The sequence below is a fragment of the Caballeronia telluris genome (assembly GCF_001544495.1).
In the GTDB taxonomy this organism is placed as follows: Bacteria; Pseudomonadota; Gammaproteobacteria; order Burkholderiales; family Burkholderiaceae; genus Caballeronia; species Caballeronia telluris.
In genome coordinates this window covers 1-15777 of record NZ_FCNZ02000016.1, presented here as the reverse complement: position 1 = coordinate 15777, position 15777 = coordinate 1, and the positions used below count along the sequence as shown (strand labels likewise).

The window sequence follows — 15777 nt, the reverse complement described above, 5'->3', positions numbered from 1 at the left end:
GTGAAAGCGCCTCCGCGCGTCTGAACTCGTCTTATACTTTGCGGCCTTTCCCCCACCCTGGCGCGTCTCTCGCGCCGCGTATCGATATCGCGTTCGAGATTCCAAAAGCATGACAATCCGCATCAAGGCAGTCTTCGCCGCGCTGCTCGGCGCTTCCTGTTTCCTTCCGGCCATCGTTCCGGCCGTCGCATCGGCTTCGCCGCTTTCGTGGATCACCTCGAACGACTGCTCGCAGTTCAGCCCGAACGGGCGCGCGCCGGTCGTCGTCAACGCGAAGCTGCGCGCGTCGACGCAAACGCTCTGCTATTCCGACTTCGCGGTACTGCATTCCGGCATCACGAAAGGTCCGCTGTGGTCGGCGGAACACCTGACGGCGCAACACGTCGACGACGCGAAGAACAACACGCGCACCAACCGCTTTTTCGCCGAGAAACAGCTCCAGCCCGGCGCAGGCGCGCAACTCGACGACTACAAGAGGAGCGGCTACGATCGCGGCCACATGAGCCCGGCCGGCGACCGCTGGAGCAAAAAAGGCATGGCCGAGTCGTTCTCGCTGGCGAACATCGTGCCGCAAAATCCGTCGAACAACCGGCGCGTCTGGGCGCGCATCGAGGAATCGGTGCGGCGGCTCGCGGAGGAATCGGGCGACGCCTATGTCGTGACCGGCCCGCTCTTCTCCGGCCGCGAATTGCAGACGATCGGCGAATCGCGGGTGTTCGTGCCGACTCAGTTGTACAAGGTCGTCTATCTGCCGGCGCGCAACCTGGCGTTCGCGGTGGTGGTCGACAATACGGCGACCGACGCGTACACCATGAAGACCGTGCGCGAACTGGAGACGATGAGCGGACTGCAGTTTCCGGGCATCCCCGACACGCTGAAGGACAAACGAATTGGAGGACTGAAAGGTGTTTAAGCCATTTGCCAACGATACCGACGTACTCAACGTCAACGGCGACGCATTCACCGTGACCAACGGCGAGACGCACATCGCGATTGCCGCCGACATCGGCATCGCGCGCGACAAAACCGGGCTCGCGACGGCGCTCGCGTTGCAGAAGGCGCTCAATGCGATCGTCGATGCGTTGCAGAAGGACGCGTCGCTGCCGGCCCGAATCGCCGACGAGCCGCCCGCGCCGGCGGGCAAGACCGACAATCCGTTCATCTGACGCGCGGCTCTGAAACGCACGCGGGGACGCGAAATGATCGAATGCCATGTTGCCCCGAGTCCGCTCGGACACATCCTGTACCGGGCCGAAGGCGACAGCCTGACGGGGCTCTTCTTCATCGGACAAAAGCATTTCCCGGCGGGCGTAGCCGCGCCGACCTTGTCCGACGACGCGCCGGCTGCGCGCGTGATCGCCGAAGCGCGCGAACAGATCGACGCGTATTTCGCGGGCGAGCGGCGCGCATTCTCGATGAGGCTGCGACTCGACGGCACGGCGTTCCAGTTGCGCGTGTGGAGCGCGTTGCAGGAGATTCCTTTCGGCGACGCCTGGACCTACGGCGATCTCGCGCGGCGGCTCGGCTTGCCGCCGGGTGCGTCGCGGGCGGTGGGCGGCGCGAACGGACGCAATCCGGTGGCGATCATCGTGCCGTGTCACCGGGTGATCGGCGGCGATGGCGCCTTGACCGGTTATGCGGGCGGCGTGCAGCGCAAGCAACATCTGCTCACCCTCGAAGGCGGCCCGGGACGCGCGCAACTCGACCTGTTCTGAATCGCGCCTCACGCGCATGTTAAAAACCCCCGCAAGCCTACCGGCTTGCGGGGGTTTTTAACGAACCGCGTCTTGCGCTTTACTGCTGCGTGCTGACGCGAATCTCGACGCGGCGGTTCTGTGCACGGCCAGCCGACGTCGCGTTCGACGCAACCGGATTCGCTGCACCGAAGCCTTGCGCTGCGTAGTTCTGCGAACGCAGACCGTGGGTCTTCAGATACGACAGCACGGATTGCGCGCGGCGCTCGGAAAGCTGCTGGTTATGTGCAGCCGAACCCGTCGAGTCCGTGTAGCCCGCGACCTGCACCGACTTGAACGTGACGTTCTGACCGGCCTGGATGAACTGGTCGAGCGTGCCCGTGGCTTTCGGCGTGAGCGTTGCGCTGTCGGTGGCGAAGTTGGCGTCGCCGCTCAGGTTGATCTGGCGCGGCACTTCCGGCGCGGGCTGCGCAGCCGGTTCGGGTGCTGCCACCGGCGCCGGCGTGGCGACTTGCGGCGCGCCGCACTGGAACGTGACGATGCGCGGGTCGTTGGCATCTTCATTGATGGCGCGCAGGCGCTCCATCGTGTCGAGCTTGTACGCGGGCTGGTCGCCGCAGACGCGCTGCGCTGCCTCGACGCACGCGGCCACGCCTTCGAACACGCCGTGGCATTCCGCGCGATAGGCCTTCGTGCCGTTCGCCGTCTGAATCTGATACACGTTGAACTTGGGTCCTTGGGCGACGGTGGTGCAACCGGCAATCACGCCGATCGAAAGAAGACTTGCTATGACTAGTTTTTTGGACATCTCGGGTACCGTTCTGAACTTATTTCTTGACTGAAAAATCGAGACAAATGCGCACTGCTTGGGCGCTTGAAAGCAACCCGATCTTCACAGCCACCTTATTCGCCTCTTGTCGACGATCCGAACCACCGAATTAGTCGGGAATCCGAAAATCGCGCGAAATCTTAGCATGGGGTATCGGCCCCTTTTCACGCGAAAACTCTTAAACCGCGAAGCTCATTGCCGAGCATTTTTTGCTCACGGCGCGGATGTGAGCGATGCGGGCGCACAAATGACGAGCGGCCGCAATGGCGGCCGCTCGTCTGCCCGGATGTCATCCGGAAAAACCCATCTGCTTCACTTCGCTGGTGTCGGCAGATCGCCTTCCTGCTGTTTTTGCAGATCCTGCACGCGGGCCTGCAACGCGCGCAGTTGCGCCTGCGCCGCCGCCTGCTCGTTGCGCAGTTCGCGGATCGCCTCCTGTTGCTGCTGCTGACGGTCCGCCACCTGGCTCTGCTGCGCACGCGCGACGTCGAGGTCCGCCTGCAGACGGCTCGCGCGGTTTTGCTGCGTGGCGATCAGGCGGTCGGCGTAAGACTTTTCTGCTTCCAGTTTGACGCGGCGCAATTCCGTGTCCGAAAGCTGAATGGTCGACTTCGCAAAATCCGCATAAACCGATTCCGCGCGGGCATCGTTTTGAGTCTTGATTACGCGCCAGAATTTCTTTTGTTGAAACATTGCGACGTAATAAAGCATTTCGTCCGGGTAGTAGAGCAGGCTGGCGCCGTAACTGCCGTTATACGTGGTGCGCAATTCGCGCACTTTTCCGTCGCGAATCATTTGCTGCAATTCGGCGATATCCCCGCTGGCCGGCTGTTGCTGCGCGTCGTCCGTATTGCCCGAAAGAACGTCGCGACGACCGCCCATGTCGGCGACCGCATTGCCGGCCGGCCCCGCGGCCGTTGCTTCGGTGGTGGCAAGCAGGAAACCCGTCATCAGCAGGGCGCTTGCGCAGATCGATTTGTAATTCATGTAGCGTCCGTCTATTCAGAGAGCAATGCCCGGTCTTTTCAGATATGGCGACTTGAAACGTCGAATTCCAGATTTTACCGCGTGGCACGAGTTTGCCGACTCGTTTTAACGCAATGCCCGAATTAATTGGGGACCTTAAAGCGATTGGCCGCGACCCCATCGGTCCGCATGGAATCTTCCGATTCCGTGTGACGCCAGCGATCGAGACGCGAATAGAACCGCACACTTGCCGATAGGTCCCGCGGACTCGCCACGATGTGCCGGTCGAGCTCCGCCGAACGCGTGGTTTTGGCAAAGATCCCGGTATCGACGATGTCGTCCGGGTCCGCGATCGAGGCCGCCCCGCATGACGGCATATTGATGAGCGCGCCGGAAACGAGCATCGCGGCGACAACGGCAAGGTGTGACGGGGACATGGATCGGATCGGCTGGGCAACCGCATGCGTTCGGCGCGAGTCTCCGGTGCATGAGCGGGCAAGGTGGGCGAAGCGCGGACCGTTTGGTTCTGGCGCGGCGGATCGTAATGAGACCATCCGCGGCGCGTCCGGGGCATCGGAGCCGTCCCAAATCGCTTTGCCTGCTCTGCCGGCTTCGCCGCCGGGTGCGACATCGACGGGCGCCGAGCCCGCCGGGCGCAGAAAATGCTGCGTCCACCGCAAGATTGGACGTGCTCGAGGCACAAACCGCCGTCGACCGGAAACGAAAACGCGCAAACCGCTTCTGCCTGCGCGTTGGTCGCCAAAAGCGCATTGCCATGCGACACCGGGCGCTTGCTCGGCCATAATTCGCCTTCGCACGGCGCTTTTGCCACACAAAGACACATTCAATGATCAAAGACGAAACGGCATCGAAGGAGCCGGCTCACCAGCCCGCGACCGATGCGACCAACATCACGACCGGCATTCCGGGCCTCGACGACATCCTCGGCGGCGGGCTGGTCGAAGGCGGCCTGTACCTGATCGAAGGCATGGCCGGCGCGGGCAAGACGATTCTTTCGTCGCAAATCGGCTTTCACCGCGTCTCCGAAGGCGACATGGTGCTGTACGTCACGCTGATCGCCGAGTCGCACACGAAACTCCTCGGCCACCTGCGCGCGCTCTCCTTCTACGACGCCGACGCGATCTCCGACCGCATGCTCTTCGTCTCCGGCTATCACGAACTGATGCGCGACGGCCTGTCGGGCTTTCTCGCGCTAATCGCCGCGACGATCAAGGCGAACCGCCCGCGCTTCATGGTGATCGACGGCTTTCGCAGCGCTCGCGAATTCAGCACGACGGAACTCGAACTCTCGCAGTTCATCCACGAACTGAGCGCGTTCGTCACGGCCGCGCGCTGCACCACCGTGATCCTCGCGCCGCTCTCCGGCAACGAGCCGCATCCGGAACACACGCTCGTCGACGGCCTGATCGAACTGAACCGCTTCAGCACCGGCATGCGGCGCGCCCGCGAGATCGAGGTCCACAAGCTGCGCGCCCGCGATCATCTGCTCGGCAAGCATTTTTTCAAGATCACGGGCGACGGGCTCGTGACGTTCCCGCGCCTCGAAGCGCGTCCGTCGCTGATGGAAAGCGCGCCGGATTTGAAGACGAAGCTCGCCTTCGGCATGCCCGAATTCGACGCGATGTTGGGCGGCGGCGTCGTGAAGGGCTCGACGACGACGCTGATCGGGCCGTCCGGCGTCGGCAAGACGCTGCTCGCGCTCAAGTTTCTCGAAGCGGGGGTCGAGCGCGGCGAGCGCTGCGTGTATTTCGGCTTCTATGAATCGCCGGAGCGGCTGATCGCGAAGGCCGAGGCCGTGTCGATCAGGCTCGCGGACGCCGCGCAGGACGGCCGCCTCACGATCCAGTGGCAGCCGGCGGTGGAACTCGCGATCGACGAACTCGCCGCCGAACTGATCGCGGTCGTGACGCGGACGAACGCGTCGCGGCTCGTCGTGGACGGCATCGAGGGCTTCCACGATTCGGCGAACCGCGTCGAGCGCTTCGGCCTGTTCCTGAACGCGCTCACGCACCGGCTGCGGCAGGCGGGCGTCACGGCGCTCCTGACCGAGGAACTGCCGCTCTACACCGACGCGGTCCACACGCAGGCGATGCGCGCCTCCGCGATGACCGAGAACATCGTGCTGCTGCGCTATGTCGAGGCGAATTCCGGGCTCTACCGGATGCTCTCGGTCGTCAAGCAGCGCGAGAGCGCGCACGATTCGGCGATCCGCCGCTTGATCATCGACGAGCACGGGCTGCGCGTGAGCGAAAGCTTCATCGGCGCGACCGGGCTTTTGTCGGGGCGCGGTTCGATCGGTCCGTCGCTTTCGGTGTCCGATGCCGGCACGCGGACATGAAGAACATTCTTGTCGTCGACGACGAATTCGACATCCTGACCACCTGGCGCCTCGTGCTCCAGATGGAAGGCTACGAAGTCGTCACGGCTTCCAACGGTCTGGCGGCGCTCGAAAGCGCGCGCCACCGCGTGCCCGATCTGATCATCACCGACTGGATGATGCCGAAGATGGACGGCGTCGCGCTGATCCGCGAGCTTTCCCGCGACCGCGCGCTCGCGCACGTGCCCGTGGTACTGATGAGCGCGGCCGCGCGGGCGCCGCAGATCGAGCACGCGGCGCTCGAATTTCATCGCAAGCCGTTTTCCATCGACGATCTGCTCGCCGCGGTCGTACGGCTGATCGGCGAGGCTTGATTGCAGGCAGCTTTCTAGGCACGAAGCGTGCTGTAACAAGCGTTCCGGTCACGCCGGAATCTTCGGTCGAGTCCTCTGAGGATTCGATTCACACGATTCATTCCAACGGGAGGCACCATGGTGCAGGATCAGGTAGAAGGCGCGGCGCAGACCGTCGCGGGCAAGGTGCAGGACGCAGTCGGCGCGATTACCGGTGATGCCTCGACGCAAGCGGAAGGCAAGGCACGCCAGGCGTTGGGGTCGCTCCAGCAGAGCTACGGCCAGACCATCGACAACGTGCGAACCGCCGTCGTCAGCCAGCCGATCAACGGTGTGCTGATCGCGGCCGCCGTCGGCTTCGTGCTCGGCGCGTTGTGGAACCGCGATCGCTGAGCAACTCGGGCGCGTGGAAGTCGCGCGTCGCATGTAAAAACGGCGGTCCGCTGCAAGGCGAACCGCCGTTTTGTTTGCTGGCGAGGCTCGCCTACTTCGAATAGCTCGCGCGCGACTGCATCGCGCTCGCATGCGACGCCGCGCAGCCGATCGCGAGCGCGATGCCCGTCACGAGCAACGCGCCGCTGCCCGCGACGATGCCGACCGCGACCACCGAACACGCCGCAAAGCCATCGAGCGTCGAGACGAGCCCGGGCCACACCGGCCCGGCGAGCGCCATCGTCAGGTGGGAGAAGATCAGCGCGCCCATCGCGCTCACGATCACCACCGCCAGCGCGCCCGCCTCCTGCCCCGCCGCATAGCCGATCACGGCGCACGCGCCCGCGCAGGCGAAGTGCAGCGAGCTGGCGAGCGACGCGTCTTTTATCGCGAAGCGCAGCCGCGACAGCAGCGCGGCGCCGGCGACCGCAACGCTCGCGCCGATCAACGCGGCAACCGGCTCGTCCGGCTTGGCGAAGAGCGTCGACGCGAGCGCCGCCGCCGCGATCATGCCGGGCAGGCGCGAGAGGCGCGGCGCGCGATCGATCCCGAAGCGCGCGCACACCGCCGCCGCACCGCCCGCGATGCCGAGCGCGACGATCATCGACAACACGGCTGATGTGCCGCCGCCGGCCGCATGCGCGAGCACGACGAGCGCGCCCATCGCGCCGATTTCCCACAGCACGCGCCGCCGCGCCGCGGAGATGCCGCCGCTCGCGCGGAGCGCCTCCATCGTCGCGACGACAGCCAGCACGCAGAGCGCGCCGTCGAGGGCATCGAACATGGCGCGTCTGCCTGCGCTATGCCGCGAGCCGGTTCGAGAGCTTGCCGATTCCTGCGATCGTCACATCGACGGTCGAGCCGTCCTTGATCGAGCCGACGCCGATCGACGTGCCGCACATGATGACGTCGCCGGGCACGAGGGTCATGTCGGCGGAAACCATCGCGACCTGCTCGGCGGGCGAGAAGATCATGTCGTCGAGCGGATAGTTCTGGCGCTCCACGCCGTCGAGCGTTGTCACGACGTGCGCGGCGCGCCAGTCGAAGCCGGTGGCGATGGTCGGTCCGAGGCAGCTGAACGTGTCGAAGCCCTTCGCGCGGCACCATTGCGCGAAGTTCGGATCTTCCTGCAGCAATTCGATCGCGGTGACGTCGTTCACGCACGTGTAGCCGAAGATCGCGCTTTCCGCTTCCTCGACGCTCGCGTTGCTGCACGTCTTGCCGATCACGATGCCGAGTTCGCCTTCATAGGCGATCTTGCCCTGATAGCTCTTCGGGCGGCGAATGTCCGCGTCCGGCCCGATCACCGACATCGGCGGCTTGATGAGGAAGAGCGGATGTTTCGGCGGCGCCTTGTCGAGTTTCTGCGACAGCGCATAGAAGTTGTTCCAGAGCGCCACGCACTTGCTCGGCTGGCAAGGCGCGAGCAGCGTCACTTCACTGAGCGCAAACGAATGGTTGGTGGGCTTGGGCTTTTCGAAGAGCGAGCCGTCGTATTGAAGGACGCGAAGTGCATGCTGATCGAGCGTGCCGAAGCCGATGCGGCCCTCGGCATCGCGAAAGCGGATCCAGTTGGTCACGAAGCTTTCCTTGAAAGTGTTGGTTGGGACGTTCAGGCTTTCGCGCTCAGATCGCGCCGAGGCTTTTAAGCGTCGCGATCTGGTCGGCGTTGTAGCCGAGTTCCGCCATCACTTCGTCGGTGTGCTCGCCGAGCAGCGGCGAGCGCGTAACGTCGGTCGGGCTGTCGGAGAGCTTGATCGGGTTGCCGACCGTCAGGTACTTGCCGCGCACCGGATGATCGACTTCGACGATCGTCCCGGTCTTGCGCAGCGACTCGTCTTCGGCAATTTCCTTCATCGACAGGATCGGGCCGCACGGAATGTCGTGCTTGTTGAGGATTTCCATCGCCTGGAACTTGGTCTTCGACATCGTCCAGCGCTCGACTTCAGCGAAAATGTCCTTCAGGTGCGGCAGGCGCGCGGCGGCCGTCTTGTAATCGGGATGATCAATCCACTCTTCGCGGCCGATCACCTTGCAAATTTCGCCCCAGACCGGCGCCTGCGTGATGAAGTAGATGTACGCGTTCGGATCGGTTTCCCAGCCCTTGCACTTCAAAATCCAGCCCGGCTGGCCGCCGCCCGAGGCGTTGCCCGCGCGCGGCACGGCGTCGCCGAAAGTGCCGTTCGGATATTGCGGATATTCCTTCATGACGCCGGTGCGTTCGAGCCGCTGCTGATCGCGCAGCTTCACGCGGCACAGGTTGAGCACGCCGTCCTGCATCGCGGCGAGCACTTTCTGGCCGCGTCCGGTGGTTTTGCGCTGATAAAGCGCCGCGACGATGCCAAGCGCCAGATGCAGCCCCGTGCCCGAGTCGCCGATCTGCGCGCCGGACACGACGGGCGGGCCGTCGTCGAAACCGGTCGTCGAGGCCGCGCCGCCGGCGCATTGCGCGACGTTCTCGTAGACCTTGCAGTCTTCGTAAGGCCCGGGGCCGAAACCCTTCACCGACGCGACGATCATCGCCGGATTCAGTTCCTGGATGCGCTCCCACGTGAAGCCCATGCGATCGAGCGCGCCGGGCGCGAAGTTTTCGACCATCACGTCGCATTTCTTGATCAGCGCTTCGAGAACCTTCTTGCCTTCCGGGTTCTTGGTGTCGATCGTGACCGAGCGCTTGTTGTGGTTGAGCATCGTGAAGTAGAGGCTGTCCGCGTCGGGAATGTCGCGCAGTTGCTCCCGCGTGATGTCGCCCGTACCCGCGCGCTCGACCTTGATCACGTCCGCCCCGAACCACGCGAGCAACTGCGTGCAGGTCGGACCCGATTGAACGTGCGTGAAATCGAGGATGCGCACACCATCCAGTGCCTTGCCCATTGCCGTCTCCCTTTCGTTTCGTATCCGTTCTATATATGTGTCGATCGCGCGTGCCCGTCGTTTTTTGGGCGCTGGGGACAGCAGCGCGCTGCGCCAGCCGTCGATCCGTTGTGATATACAATATTCCACACACAGTATTAGTCAAGCGTTCGGGCCATCTCCGAAACCCTGTAGTGCGGTGCAACATCGTTTGCAACGCTTATCAGGCTTCGTTCTTAGGCACAAGCATCCTGCGTCGCAGCAAAAGCCGCTTGCGCGTAATCCGCATCGATTGGTCGTTAAACTGCTGCTTACTTCCGGCATCGTCGCTTTCGGTCAAATCGTCCTTTTGGTCTCTGTGAAATGTGATATATCATATTTCAGCGCTCGACTTTGGCCCATCATCGCCTGGCGCTTCATTCTGTTCAGAACATCAGGAGACGCAATGAACATCCATGAGTATCAGGCGAAGGCCCTGTTGCGGCAGTACGGCGTGGCGGTGCCAGAGGGGCGAGTCGCGTTTTCGGCGCAGGAAGCCGCCGATGCGGCGAACGCGCTCGGCGGGCCGGTGTGGGTCGTGAAATCGCAGATTCACGCGGGCGGACGCGGCGCCGGCCGTTTCACCAACGATCCCGAGGGCAAAGGCGGCGTGCGCGTGCTGAAGTCGGTCGAGGACGTGAGGTCGAACGCGCAGCAGATGCTGTCGTCGGTGCTCGTGACGAAGCAAACCGGGCCCGCCGGCAAGGAAGTGAAGCGGCTTTATGTCGAAGAAGGCTGCGACATCGCGCGCGAACTGTATCTCGGCATGCTCGTCGATCGCGCGTCATCGCGCATCACGATCATGGCGTCGACCGAAGGCGGCATGGAAATCGAGGAAGTCGCGCATCGGACGCCCGAGAAAATTCTCAAGGTCGCTATCGATCCGGCCACCGGGCTACAGCCGTTCCACGCGCGTCAGATCGCGTTCGGACTCGGCCTGTCGGGCAAGCAGGTCGGCGCGGCGTCGAAGTTTATTGCGGCGCTCTATCAGGCGTTCGTCGATCTGGACGCGTCCATCGTCGAGGTCAACCCGCTCGTCGTGACGGGCGAAGGCAGCGTGATCGCGCTCGACGCCAAGCTCAATTTCGACGACAACGCCCTCTTCCGCCATCCCGACATCGAAGCGCTGCGCGACGAAGACGAAGAAGAACCGGCCGAAATCGAAGCGGCGAAGCACGGCCTGAACTACGTGAAACTCGACGGCAATATCGGCTGCATGGTGAACGGCGCCGGCCTCGCGATGGCGACGATGGACATCATCAAGCTCTATGGCGGCGAACCGGCGAATTTTCTCGACGTCGGCGGCGGCGCGACGCAGGAACGCGTCTCGACGGCGTTCAAGCTGATCCTGCGCGATCCGAAAGTCGAAGGAATTCTGGTCAACATCTTCGGCGGCATCATGCGCTGCGACGTGATCGCGCAAGGCGTGGTCGCGGCGGCGCGCGAGGTGAACCTGCACGTGCCGCTCGTCGTGCGGCTCGCCGGGACGAACGTCGACGCCGGCCGCGACATCCTGCGCACGTCCGGCCTCACGATCATTCCCGCAGAAAACCTGGCCGACGCCGCCGACAAGATCGTCAGCGCCGTCGCCGCCGCACGCCAATAAGGGGAAAAATCATGAGCGTATTGATCGACAAGAACACGAAGGTGATTTGCCAGGGCTTCACCGGCGCGCAGGGCACGTTTCACTCCGAGCAGGCGATCGCCTACGGCACGCGCATGGTCGGCGGCGTGACGCCCGGCAAGGGCGGCACGACGCATCTCGACCTGCCGGTTTTCGATACCGTCGCGCAGGCCGTCCACAAGACGGGCGCGGACGCGTCCGTGATCTACGTGCCGCCGCCGTTCGCGGCCGACGCGATCCTCGAAGCCGTCGATGCCGAAGTGCCGCTGATCGTCTGCATCACCGAGGGCATTCCGGTGCTCGACATGCTGCGCGTGAAGCGGGCGCTCGCGGGGTCGGCGAGCCGGCTCGTCGGGCCGAACTGCCCGGGCGTCATCACGCCGGGCGAATGCAAGATCGGCATCATGCCGGGACACATTCACCTGCCCGGGAAAATCGGCGTGGTGTCGCGTTCCGGCACGCTCACTTATGAGGCGGTCGCACAGACGACGGCAGCCCGCCTCGGCCAGACGACGTGCATCGGCATCGGCGGCGATCCGGTCAACGGGACGAATTTCATCGATTGCCTCGCGCTCTTCCTCGCCGACGACGCCACCGAAGGCATCATTATGATCGGCGAAATTGGCGGATCGGCGGAGGAGGAAGCGGCGCAGTTCCTGAAGGAATCGGGCACGAAGAAGCCGGTGGTCGGCTTTATCGCCGGGAAGACGGCGCCGCCCGGCCGGCGCATGGGCCACGCGGGCGCGATCATTTCCGGCGGCGCGGGCACGGCGGGCGCGAAGATCGACGCGATGAAATCGGCCGGCATTTACGTCGCCGATTCGCCCGCCGCACTGGGCGAAACGATGCTGCACGCGATGCGCTAAACAAAAAAGCCGTCCGGCGCGAGGCCGGACGGCTTTCCATTTCTACGTAACGCTCGGCTTTCAGTCGAGAAAGTCGCAATTCGCCTCGACGAACGCGGCCAGATCGAGCGAATGCTGGCGAACCAGCCGCTCGACCAGTTCGGTATCGCGCTTTTCAAGCGCTTCGATGATCCGCATGTGATCGACGATCGAGCGCGACGCGCGGTCGCTCTGCGAAATCGTCATCTTCCGGATCGCGCGCACGTGCACGAAGATGTTCTTGATGGTGTCGAAGATGATCTGCGACTTGCCCAGCTGAACGATCGCCTGGTGAAAGGCGATGTTCGCCTCCGAATACTCGTCGATGTGTTCGGCGGGCGTCGCGTCGCGAAAATTGTCGAACATGTGGCGCAACCCGGCGATTTCCGCGTCCGTCGCGCGCTGCGTGGCGAGGCGCGCGGCCATGCTCTCGAGCGCCGCCCACATGTGAATCATTTCGACGATTTCACGCTTCGTCTTGCGCAATATGTATACGCCACGACGCGGCACCGTGCGCAGGAAGCCTTCCTGCTCGAGCAGCGTCATCGCTTCGCGGATGGGCGTGCGGCTTACGCCGAGCGCCTCCGTCAATTCTTTTTCGTCGAGCCGGATTTCTTCGCGCGAGCGATAGATATCCGCCTCCGCGATCGCTTGCCGCAGTTTCGCGTACGCCTGATCGCGCAGCGAAACCGTGGCATTGATCGGTTCTAGCGAGAGCGTCAGTCCTGCGGGACGAAGCTCGGGTCTGTCTACAGATTGAGTATCAGATGGCATTGATGGTTCGATTTCCCAATTGCGGCTGGCCGGTCGACACACGCTTGCCCGATCCGCCGTTCTGATCGTCCGCCGCCAAGCCGGCAAACCGACCGTGATCCGATGCGCGCTGCAACATGGACTGCGGCACCGACGATGCAATCATAAACGTAACGCTCACGCCAATGGCCATCAAAGCGATTCCCAACACGACGACTAATGCGATGCTCATTTGAATGCTCCGGGTAAGTACTTAGGAGCCTCCAGTATATGTTGCGTCGCATCACGACGCAACATATTTTGCATCTTGTATATCAGAAACAACAGCGTCCGCTTACAAGCAGTTTAGGCGGCTTTTTGCGTTTCCGTCGGCGGTTGCGCGACCGCCGTGCCCTGATTGACGCCCTCGCGCAATTTGATCAATGCGAGGACCGCATCGAGCATCGGCGTTTCGACGTGAACCAGCCGCCCGATTTCCTGCACGACGGTCATCAGCGGATCGATTTCCATCGGCCGGCCGGCCTCGCAGTCCATCAGCATCGAGGTCTTGTGCGCGCCCACCGCGCCCGCACCGTTGATGCGCTTTTCCACGTCGACGCGAAAATTCACGCCGATCTTGTCGCCGATCGCCTTCGCTTCCAGCATCATCGACTTCGACAGCGCGCGCGTGCCCGGATCGCTCGTCAGCACGTCGAGTGTGGCGCCCGTCAGCGCGCTGATCGGGTTGAAGCACAGGTTGCCCCAGAGCTTGAGCCAGATTTCATCGCGGATATTGTTGCGCATCGGCGCTTCCATGTCGGCGGCGGCCATGATGTCGTGGAACGCCTGCAGACGCGGCGTGACTTCGCCGCTCGGCTCGCCGATCGGGAATTTCTTGCCGTATACATGCTTGATGACGCCCGGCTCCGCGATTTCGGCCGCCGGCAGCAGCACGCAGCCGATCGCGCGTTCCGGTCCGAGCACTTTCCACTGCTTGCCGCCCGGGTCGATCGACTGCAACGTCGTGCCGGCCAGCTCGCCGCCGTGATTGTAGAAATACCAGTAGGGCAAGCCGTTCACCGCGGTGACGACCGCCGTATCCGGCCCGAGCAGAGGCGCGATCAGATCGACGACGCCCGGCACCGAATGCGCCTTCAACGCGATGATCACGTAATCCTGCGGGCCGAGTTCCGCCGGATTGTTGGTGCAGCGGACCTTGACCGTGTGCTCCTGGCCGTCGATTTGCAGGCGCACGCCGTTCGCCTGCATCGCCGCGAGGTGCGGTCCGCGCGCGACGAAACTCACGTCCGCGCCCGCGCGCGCGAGTTGCGCGCCCATATAGCCACCGATTGCTCCCGCTCCGTACACGCAGATCTTCATGCTCGTCTCCTAAGGTGATTATTTGCCTTCTGATATACAACATACTACATTCCACAATGCCACTAAACAAGGCGATTTGTGTCCTCGCAGACAAGCGCAAACCCGCGCTCGCGAAGGGTTCGCGCGCGTGTCGATGAAGTCAATGCTGGCTTGGCTGCGGGGAATTCGGGTCGGCGAAGCAGCGCGGCGTGGCGCGCGTCTTCGCCGGATAGGGATCAGGCCGGGACGGCCCGAAGCGTCGGCGATGCGGAGCGCCGCGCAAGCGACGCCGCGACGACGTGCGCCCACACGTGTGCCGCGCCGGCGCGTAGCGCGCGGCCTTTGCGCCGCACGAGCATGATGGACCGCGATGCTTCGGGCGTGAGCACCACTGCCTGCACGCCGCGCCCGGCCCACGCCGCGCACGCGTGCATCGGCATGACGCCGATGCCGAGCCCCGCTTCGACCATCTGCACCACGGACTGCGCCTGCGCGAGCCGCTGGCGCGTCGTTCCGGCGACGTCGTGCAGCATCAGCGCACGCTCGGTGGCGGCGTGGCTGTCGGCGTCGTCGTCGAGCACCAGCAGCGATGCGCCGCGCAAGGCGCGCCAGTGGGCGCTGCGCTGCGACGCGAGCGGATGACACGCCGGCACCAGCGCGCACAACGGGTCGTCGAAGAGCGGTTCGGCGACGAGTTCGCTCACGTTGTCCGGCGCGATCACGACGCCCAGATCCGCCTCGCCGGCGCGCACGAGTTGCAGCACCTGGTTCTGCGGCCGGTCGACGAGCGCGATCGACAAATCGGGATGGCTCGCCGCGCACGACGCCAGCCACGCCGGCAAGACGCTCGCCGTCAGGCTGGAACTGCTCGCGAACTGGACGATGCCCGGCTCCGCGCTGTCGCCCGAACGCGGCCGCAAGGTCGCTTCGAGTTCCTCGACGAGCGGCGCGACCCGCGCGATCAGCTTGCGTCCGGCGTCGGTCAGCGCGACCTGGCGCGTCGTCCGGTCGAAGAGCCGCAACGCAATTTCGTCCTCCAGTTCGCGGATGCTGCGGCTCACCGCCGACTGCGTGATGCCGAATTCATCGCCCGCGCGCGTGAAGCTGCGATGCCGCGCGAGCGTGATGAAAAGACGCAGCTGATGCAGCGACACGCTCAGCGCCTTCGCGACCTGCGCGGTGTCCGGCGTGGCGTCGCGCACATCCGGACGCGGTTCGCTCAGCGTGCTCATCGCGCGGACGAGTTGCGCGGCGCCTCGGACCACGCCGCCTGGAACGAAGCGTCGACCGAATTCGAGGTCTGTTCGACCGTGTTGTTGATCCAGCGCTTTCTCATCGGCGCGAGCAGGAACTTGGCTGCGATCGCCGCGGCGATCGAGATGCCCGCTGCGCAGATGAACACCGCGTTCCAGCCGCCCACCGCCGACAGCAGCGACGCCACCGGCACCAGCATCGATGCCGTGCCCTTCGCCGTGTACAGCGTGCCGGCGTTGGCCGCGGCGTACTTGCTGCCGAAGGTATCGGCGCAGGTCGCCGGGAAGATCGAGAAAATCTCGCCCCAGCACAGGAAGATCATCGCGGCGAAGAACATGAACAGATACGGGTTGTGGCCGAAGTACATCAGGCCGAGCAACGCCGCGCCTTCACCGAGAAAGATCACGAACATCGTGTTCT

At 64.1% G+C, this 15777-nt stretch carries 19 protein-coding genes; 8 read left to right on the top strand and 11 right to left on the bottom strand.

The features are described 5' to 3' along the window. Window positions 1-121 precede the first annotated feature (121 nt). Genes AWB66_RS20420 through AWB66_RS20410 form a run of 3 tightly spaced genes read left to right on the top strand, consistent with a single transcriptional unit; the run spans window position 122 to window position 1715 of the window. Complete coding sequence (locus AWB66_RS20420) at window positions 122-913, top strand: DNA/RNA non-specific endonuclease (RefSeq protein WP_407642303.1); 792 nt, start codon at window positions 122-124, stop codon at window positions 911-913. Then, on the top strand, window positions 906-1166 hold the full coding sequence (locus tag AWB66_RS20415) for a hypothetical protein (RefSeq protein WP_087632000.1): 261 nt from the start codon (window positions 906-908) through the stop codon (window positions 1164-1166). Before AWB66_RS20420 ends, AWB66_RS20415 begins: the two co-directional genes overlap by 8 nt. 33 nt (window positions 1167-1199) lie before the next feature. Next, window positions 1200-1715, top strand: coding sequence for a methylated-DNA--[protein]-cysteine S-methyltransferase (locus AWB66_RS20410; RefSeq protein ID WP_087631999.1), 516 nt, complete (start codon window positions 1200-1202; stop codon window positions 1713-1715). Window positions 1716-1794: 79 nt separating this feature from the next. Here the strand turns inward: AWB66_RS20410 and AWB66_RS20405 are convergent, their stop codons facing one another. From AWB66_RS20405 to AWB66_RS20395, 3 genes are all read right to left on the bottom strand, one after another. Further along, window positions 1795-2502, bottom strand: a complete 708-nt coding sequence (locus tag AWB66_RS20405) for an OmpA family protein (protein ID WP_087631998.1) — start codon at window positions 2500-2502, stop codon at window positions 1795-1797. Between the two features lie 333 nt (window positions 2503-2835). Further along, window positions 2836-3510 (bottom strand): DUF2968 domain-containing protein, encoded by a 675-nt coding sequence (locus tag AWB66_RS20400; RefSeq protein WP_087631997.1) that lies wholly within the window; start codon window positions 3508-3510, stop codon window positions 2836-2838. 122 nt (window positions 3511-3632) lie between these two features. Next, window positions 3633-3926, bottom strand: coding sequence for a hypothetical protein (locus AWB66_RS20395; protein WP_125469759.1), 294 nt, complete (start codon window positions 3924-3926; stop codon window positions 3633-3635). A gap of 410 nt (window positions 3927-4336) precedes the next feature. Here AWB66_RS20395 and AWB66_RS20390 point away from each other — a divergent pair, with 410 nt between their 5' ends. The 3 genes from AWB66_RS20390 (at window position 4337) to AWB66_RS20380 (ending at window position 6573) form a co-directional block, all read left to right on the top strand. Then, the gene (locus AWB66_RS20390; protein WP_087631995.1) at window positions 4337-5848 is read left to right on the top strand and encodes an ATPase domain-containing protein; all 1512 of its coding nucleotides are present in this window, start codon (window positions 4337-4339) and stop codon (window positions 5846-5848) included. Further along, window positions 5845-6201, top strand: coding sequence for a response regulator (locus AWB66_RS20385; RefSeq protein ID WP_087631994.1), 357 nt, complete (start codon window positions 5845-5847; stop codon window positions 6199-6201). Before AWB66_RS20390 ends, AWB66_RS20385 begins: the two co-directional genes overlap by 4 nt. 117 nt (window positions 6202-6318) lie before the next feature. Next, window positions 6319-6573: a CsbD family protein gene (locus AWB66_RS20380; RefSeq protein ID WP_087631993.1), complete on the top strand. Its 255-nt coding sequence runs from the start codon at window positions 6319-6321 to the stop codon at window positions 6571-6573. 91 nt (window positions 6574-6664) lie between these two features. Here AWB66_RS20380 and AWB66_RS20375 read toward each other — a convergent pair whose 3' ends face one another. The 3 genes from AWB66_RS20375 to frc are packed head-to-tail and all read right to left on the bottom strand — an operon-like array spanning window position 6665 to window position 9486. After that, window positions 6665-7396 (bottom strand): hypothetical protein, encoded by a 732-nt coding sequence (locus tag AWB66_RS20375; protein ID WP_087631992.1) that lies wholly within the window; start codon window positions 7394-7396, stop codon window positions 6665-6667. A gap of 16 nt (window positions 7397-7412) precedes the next feature. Continuing rightward, window positions 7413-8192, bottom strand: coding sequence for a fumarylacetoacetate hydrolase family protein (locus AWB66_RS20370; RefSeq protein WP_087631991.1), 780 nt, complete (start codon window positions 8190-8192; stop codon window positions 7413-7415). A gap of 46 nt (window positions 8193-8238) precedes the next feature. Then, window positions 8239-9486, bottom strand: a complete 1248-nt coding sequence (frc, locus tag AWB66_RS20365) for a formyl-CoA transferase (protein ID WP_087631990.1) — start codon at window positions 9484-9486, stop codon at window positions 8239-8241. Between the two features lie 424 nt (window positions 9487-9910). Here frc and sucC point away from each other — a divergent pair, with 424 nt between their 5' ends. Together sucC and sucD are read left to right on the top strand one after the other, a co-directional pair. Next, complete coding sequence (sucC, locus tag AWB66_RS20360; protein ID WP_087631989.1) at window positions 9911-11110, top strand: ADP-forming succinate--CoA ligase subunit beta; 1200 nt, start codon at window positions 9911-9913, stop codon at window positions 11108-11110. Window positions 11111-11121: 11 nt separating this feature from the next. Continuing rightward, window positions 11122-11994 (top strand): succinate--CoA ligase subunit alpha, encoded by an 873-nt coding sequence (gene sucD / locus AWB66_RS20355; protein ID WP_087631988.1) that lies wholly within the window; start codon window positions 11122-11124, stop codon window positions 11992-11994. A 60-nt stretch (window positions 11995-12054) separates the two neighbouring features. Here the strand turns inward: sucD and AWB66_RS20350 are convergent, their stop codons facing one another. The 5 genes from AWB66_RS20350 to AWB66_RS20330 form a co-directional block, all read right to left on the bottom strand. Further along, window positions 12055-12786, bottom strand: coding sequence for a GntR family transcriptional regulator (locus tag AWB66_RS20350; RefSeq protein ID WP_087631987.1), 732 nt, complete (start codon window positions 12784-12786; stop codon window positions 12055-12057). Further along, entirely contained in the window at window positions 12776-12997 is a 222-nt protein-coding gene (locus AWB66_RS20345; RefSeq protein ID WP_087631986.1) for a hypothetical protein, read from the bottom strand. Before AWB66_RS20345 ends, AWB66_RS20350 begins: the two co-directional genes overlap by 11 nt. A 113-nt stretch (window positions 12998-13110) precedes the next feature. Beyond that, window positions 13111-14124 carry a 2-dehydropantoate 2-reductase gene (locus AWB66_RS20340; RefSeq protein WP_087631985.1) on the bottom strand — a complete coding sequence of 338 codons (1014 nt, stop codon included), beginning with the start codon at window positions 14122-14124 and terminating at the stop codon, window positions 13111-13113. A gap of 215 nt (window positions 14125-14339) precedes the next feature. After that, window positions 14340-15335, bottom strand: a complete 996-nt coding sequence (locus AWB66_RS20335) for a LysR family transcriptional regulator (protein WP_087632112.1) — start codon at window positions 15333-15335, stop codon at window positions 14340-14342. Then, the coding region (locus AWB66_RS20330) for an MFS transporter (RefSeq protein WP_125469758.1) at window positions 15332-15777 on the bottom strand (446 nt) is incomplete at its 5' end. The genes AWB66_RS20335 and AWB66_RS20330, both read right to left, overlap by 4 nt.

What these genes read in the sequence shown, in the direction of transcription:
- sucC (WP_087631989.1), top strand. Translation starts at nt 9,911, where the DNA reads ATGAACATCCATGAGTATCAGGCGAAGGCCCTGTTGCGGCAGTACGGC.
- AWB66_RS20410 (WP_087631999.1), top strand. Translation starts at nt 1,200, where the DNA reads ATGATCGAATGCCATGTTGCCCCGAGTCCGCTCGGACACATCCTGTAC.
- frc (WP_087631990.1), bottom strand. Translation starts at nt 9,486, where the DNA reads ATGGGCAAGGCACTGGATGGTGTGCGCATCCTCGATTTCACGCACGTT.
- AWB66_RS20395 (WP_125469759.1), bottom strand. Translation starts at nt 3,926, where the DNA reads ATGTCCCCGTCACACCTTGCCGTTGTCGCCGCGATGCTCGTTTCCGGC.
- AWB66_RS20385 (WP_087631994.1), top strand. Translation starts at nt 5,845, where the DNA reads ATGAAGAACATTCTTGTCGTCGACGACGAATTCGACATCCTGACCACC.
- sucD (WP_087631988.1), top strand. Translation starts at nt 11,122, where the DNA reads ATGAGCGTATTGATCGACAAGAACACGAAGGTGATTTGCCAGGGCTTC.
- AWB66_RS20400 (WP_087631997.1), bottom strand. Translation starts at nt 3,510, where the DNA reads ATGAATTACAAATCGATCTGCGCAAGCGCCCTGCTGATGACGGGTTTC.
- AWB66_RS20390 (WP_087631995.1), top strand. Translation starts at nt 4,337, where the DNA reads ATGATCAAAGACGAAACGGCATCGAAGGAGCCGGCTCACCAGCCCGCG.
- AWB66_RS20340 (WP_087631985.1), bottom strand. Translation starts at nt 14,124, where the DNA reads ATGAAGATCTGCGTGTACGGAGCGGGAGCAATCGGTGGCTATATGGGC.
- AWB66_RS20350 (WP_087631987.1), bottom strand. Translation starts at nt 12,786, where the DNA reads ATGCCATCTGATACTCAATCTGTAGACAGACCCGAGCTTCGTCCCGCA.
- AWB66_RS20335 (WP_087632112.1), bottom strand. Translation starts at nt 15,335, where the DNA reads ATGAGCACGCTGAGCGAACCGCGTCCGGATGTGCGCGACGCCACGCCG.
- AWB66_RS20345 (WP_087631986.1), bottom strand. Translation starts at nt 12,997, where the DNA reads ATGAGCATCGCATTAGTCGTCGTGTTGGGAATCGCTTTGATGGCCATT.
- AWB66_RS20375 (WP_087631992.1), bottom strand. Translation starts at nt 7,396, where the DNA reads ATGTTCGATGCCCTCGACGGCGCGCTCTGCGTGCTGGCTGTCGTCGCG.
- AWB66_RS20380 (WP_087631993.1), top strand. Translation starts at nt 6,319, where the DNA reads ATGGTGCAGGATCAGGTAGAAGGCGCGGCGCAGACCGTCGCGGGCAAG.
- AWB66_RS20405 (WP_087631998.1), bottom strand. Translation starts at nt 2,502, where the DNA reads ATGTCCAAAAAACTAGTCATAGCAAGTCTTCTTTCGATCGGCGTGATT.